General features: G+C 50.7%; 2 protein-coding genes and 1 tRNA gene. 1 reads left to right on the forward strand and 2 read right to left on the reverse strand.

The window, feature by feature from the left end; translation table 11 throughout:
- The coding region (gene rne / locus WH50_RS25415) for a ribonuclease E (RefSeq protein ID WP_110190243.1) at positions 1–2,755 on the reverse strand (2,755 nt) is incomplete at its 3' end.
- A 676-nt stretch (positions 2,756–3,431) separates the two neighbouring features.
- Here rne and rluC point away from each other — a divergent pair.
- Positions 3,432–4,406, forward strand: a complete 975-nt coding sequence (gene rluC, locus WH50_RS25420; RefSeq protein ID WP_110190241.1) for a 23S rRNA pseudouridine(955/2504/2580) synthase RluC — start codon at positions 3,432–3,434, stop codon at positions 4,404–4,406.
- An 84-nt stretch (positions 4,407–4,490) separates the two neighbouring features.
- Here the strand turns inward: rluC and WH50_RS25425 are convergent.
- Positions 4,491–4,566 (reverse strand) — tRNA-His (locus WH50_RS25425).
- Positions 4,567–4,580 lie beyond the last annotated feature (14 nt).

Consider the following 4,580-nt stretch of genomic DNA (forward strand, 5'->3'; position numbering starts at 1 on the left):
CAGCAGTCTCAGCAGTCTCAGTAGAGGCTGTCAGTTGCTCAGGTGCAATCACTTCCGCGTGTTCAACTTGCTCTGCTGCTGGATAGCTCTCGCTGTCGGCAACAACCAGCTCAGTTGCCGTTGACTGGTCAGCAACAGCTGCTTCTACAGCAATGGCATCTGCTGCCACTGCAGAGTTGACCCCGGTGGAGTCTGGCAGACTGGTGGGCTCCGGCTGATGCGCTATTTGTTCATCAGAAATGGCGTGCGCTATTTCTGGTGCAGTATCACTTGCAACAGCCACGGCATCGTCAGTGGCAACCTCAGCGTTAACAGCTTCTGCAGACTTGTCGTCTCTGCGGTTGTTGTTGCGTCCGCGGTTGCGGCGACGTCGCTGGGGGTGTTCGTCCTGATCGTCGCTAGCGTCTGAAGCGGAGATAGCTACGTTGCTTTCGTCAGTGCTTATCACCTCGTCTGTGGAAGCTGCGGCTACATGGGTGTCTGCTGAGTTTGCAGTCTCCATTACCACAGCGTCAGCAGCGACGACGACAGCTAGCTCATTAACTGATTTTTCATCTTCTGTCAGGGCAGGCTCGGTTTCTTCACTGATTGCCTGAGCTTTTAGATGATCAGGTAGTGGGGTGCGCTTCGCACTGCGATCACGTCGACGGCGCTGACGTCCCCGGCGACGATCATCACTGGTTTGCTCAGGGGCGGATTCGTTTGAACCCTCAACAACGGTTTGGGTTACTAACTGCTCATTGCTTTCAGTATCTACTTCGGTTTCGCGAGTGGTACGTTCATTGCGGCTATTACGCCGACGATCACGTTGACCTCGATTGTCCCGAGTATTTCGCTCGCGATTGTCGTCTTCACGTGCGGCGCGATCTTCGTTGTCGACTTTGCGTTCTGTATCGTTACGGCGATCATTGTCTCGGCGTTCATTGTCGCGACCTCGACGATTGCGATCATTCCGCTCATGACGACGATTGCTAGTTTCACGCTCACTGCTTTCTGGTTTCGGCTGGACTGGCTGTTCTACGGTCGGTACTGTTTCATCTTTTGTCTCTCCTTGGAACCAGCTGCTGAAAGCCTTTAGTAGTCTGCGGCCGAGTCCTACAGAGGGGGCTTGATTTGTGGCCGCTGCTGGAGGAGTCGAGACGGTTGGCAACGGAGCAGATGCCGCTGGAGGCATGCTCTTGACTGCTGCTTCCTCGCGTGAATGTTGCGCAGCTACTGGAGTAGTCTCGTCGCCATGTTCTTCTTCAATCAATTCATAGCTTGCGTCGGTGGAGCGAGCCTCAACATTGTCGTCTCGAAGACGTATTACTTCATAGTGAGGTGTTTCAAGATTGGGATTGGGGACGATGACAATCTTGATGCCTTGGCGTTGCTCAAGGCGCGACAAATGTGGGCGTTTTTCGTTAAGCAGGTAAGTTGCAACGCTTACAGGCACGATGGCACGAATCTGGGCAGTACGCTCCTTCAGTGCCTCTTCTTCGATCAGGCGCATGATGGAGAGTGATAGCGAGCCTACATCGCGAATGCTGCCTTGGCCGTGACAGCGCGGGCATGTCATTGCTGTGGTTTCACCCAGCGATGGGCGAAGACGTTGACGTGACATTTCAAGCAGGCCGAAGCGAGAGATGCGTCCAATCTGGATGCGCGCACGATCAACCTTAAGTGCATCTTTTAAGCGGTTTTCCACTTCACGCTGATTCTTGATGGGAGTCATATCAATAAAATCGATGACTACCAGTCCACCAATATCTCGCAGACGTAACTGACGGGCTATCTCATCTGCAGCTTCAAGGTTGGTCTGCAGAGCGGTTTCCTCGATATCACCACCTTTGGTGGCTCTAGAGGAGTTGATGTCGATCGAGACCAGTGCTTCTGTGGGGTCGATTACGATTGAACCGCCAGATGGGAGGCGTACCTCGCGCTGGAAGGCTGTCTCGATTTGGGACTCAATCTGGAATCGTGTAAATAGAGGGATGTCTTCCTGATACAGTTTGATTTTGCTCTGGAATGTAGGCATGACCTGGCGAGCAAAGTTCATCGCGTCCTGATGCACTTCTGCAGAATCGATCAATACTTCGCCAATGTCCTGGCGAAGATAATCGCGCATAGCCCTAATAATGACATTGCTTTCCTGGTAGATCAGGAAAGGTGCAGGTCGATTGAGAGCTGCAGATCGGATCGATTCCCAGAGCTGCATCAGATAGTCCAGATCGTTCTGCAGTTCCTCAGGTGTGCGGCCAATGCCAGCGGTGCGGACAATTACCCCAGCGCTGCCTGGAATTTGAATTGAGTCGAGAGCATCTTTCAAAGCCTGACGCTCTTCGCCCTCAATACGACGAGAGATGCCACCAGCACGAGGATTGTTTGGCATTAGTACCAGATAACGCCCTGCAAGACTAATAAACGTCGTCAGTGCTGCACCTTTGTTGCCTCGTTCTTCCTTGTCTATTTGAACTATGACTTCTTGTCCTTCACGAATGGCCTCGCGAATGGCTACACGGCCACCTTTGCCTTCGTTATTGAAGTACTCTCGGGCAATTTCTTTTAGTGGAAGGAAGCCGTGACGATCCGCACCATAGTCAACAAATGCTGCCTCAAGGCTGGGCTCAATACGGGTGACGCGGCCACGATATATGTTGGCTTTCTTTTGTTCGCGGGAGACGGACTCGATGTCCAGATCGTAGAGTCTTTGACCGTCAACAAGGGCAACCCGGATTTCTTCAGGCTGGGTTGCGTTGATCATCATTCTTTTCATTTTTAACGTCAGACCATGTAGAGCCTAGCGTCGATGTAAATATACACTGTACAACGGCCAAGACAGCAGCCCAGTTTTTACTACCGGTTCTTCTTGCAGAGATTTAAGTCTCCGGGCCGGCTTGGCGCTGTCAGTTTCAGGAAGTTGGTGCCGTTTCGGTCAGTAACGCGTTGTAAATACAGGGAAAGCCTCTACCGAGCACACGAGATTAACTGGGTTCGGATAGGAATATAAGCGTTACCATAGCCTGTTGTGTTTAAGGGGTTGAATGAGTGGATTGGTTTGTAGAGGGTATGCCCTTCTATCAAACCATATCTCTCAGCGCTGCTCTTGCAGGTTATGTCCTGCTTACGCGTCAATCAATTCACAAACAGGTATTAAAGGCTCTTACTCCAGGCTTTCCATTGAGAAGCAGACCTAAAACAGTGGTACTAGCATCGAACGGAAGGCTGGTTAGTTGCTTCGCACCAAAATATGATGCGACCTAATTCTTTTGTTGGGCTGCTGCACATAGGCAAAATCAGTCCTCAACGGTATCATAAGTGCACGAAGAGCAGGGTAGAGGAGCCCAATCGGGGCTTAGTCCTTCTAAAGAGCTGAGCTTCGTAAGCGGCCTCAATATAGCAGTATTTCCCCGCCGCAATCAAATAGGCAGATCAATTTGAATCAAGCAGTTATGAGTGATCAACAGAAACCCTCATCAGCCCAAGTCCAATGGTTAACCATAGGTGGTGATTACCAAGGTCAGCGCCTGGATAACTTTCTGCTGGCTATGCTTAAAGGGGTTCCGAAAACCCGTATTTACAGCATGATGCGCAAAGGGGAAATAAGGATTAATCGTAAGCGGGTAAAGCCTGACTACCGAATCGTAGGGGGGGAAGAGCTTCGCTTGCCTCCTGTCAGGCTTCCTGAACGTGACGCGCCTCCCTTGGTTTCTGCTGGATTAAGTAAAAAAATTGAAGACGCCATTCTTTACGAAGATGATGCGTTGATGGTCATTAACAAGCCTTCCGGATTGGCGGTGCATGGTGGAAGTGGCATTAGTCTTGGTCTGATCGAAAGTCTTCGGCAGTTGCGGCCTCAGCTTAAAATGCTGGAGTTGGTGCATCGCCTGGATCGTGACACTTCCGGCTGTATTCTAGTGGCAAAGAAACGTTCTGCATTGAGGGTGTTACATGAGGCGCTGCGCGATGGCGGTGTTGATAAGGTGTATCACGCGTTGGTGCAAGGGCGGTGGTCAAGTCGGCATCAGCATGTAAATGCACCATTAAAGAAAAATGAACTACGTTCTGGGGAGCGAGTTGTAAGAGTCGAGGCCGACGGCAAGCCTTCTTTGACTGAGTTTAAAGTCTTGAGGCGTTTTGCTTCATATACCTTGATTGAGGCAAAGCCTATTACGGGCCGAACTCATCAAATTCGAGTTCACACTCAGTTCGCGGGGCATCCGATCATTGGTGATGATAAGTACGGGGTGGATGAGGTGAACAAGGTTGCAAAACAGTACGGTTTAAATCGACTCTTTCTGCATGCAGCCAAGTTGACGTTTCGTCATCCTGTAAGTGGCGAGGTTGTGTCTATTAAGGCTGATTATGACGTTGAGCTGCATGCAGTGATTGATAGGCTAGCAGCAGAAATTATTTCAACTGAATAATGCAATTAAATTGTATGAGTGGTCGTAATATGCGGCTGCTTTAGAGGGCTTAGGGTTAGGGTTTTGGAAGGTGTGCAGGGGGTATGGGGTGGGTGATGGGGCTTGAACCCACGGCCGCCGGAATCACAGTCCGGAGCTCTGCCAACTGAGCTACGCCCACCATTTTCAGCAATA

Source organism: Pokkaliibacter plantistimulans, assembly GCF_003194385.1.
Taxonomy (GTDB): Bacteria; Pseudomonadota; Gammaproteobacteria; order Pseudomonadales; family Balneatricaceae; genus Pokkaliibacter; species Pokkaliibacter plantistimulans.

What these genes read in the sequence shown, in the direction of transcription:
- rluC (WP_110190241.1), top strand. Translation starts at nt 3,432, where the DNA reads ATGAGTGATCAACAGAAACCCTCATCAGCCCAAGTCCAATGGTTAACC.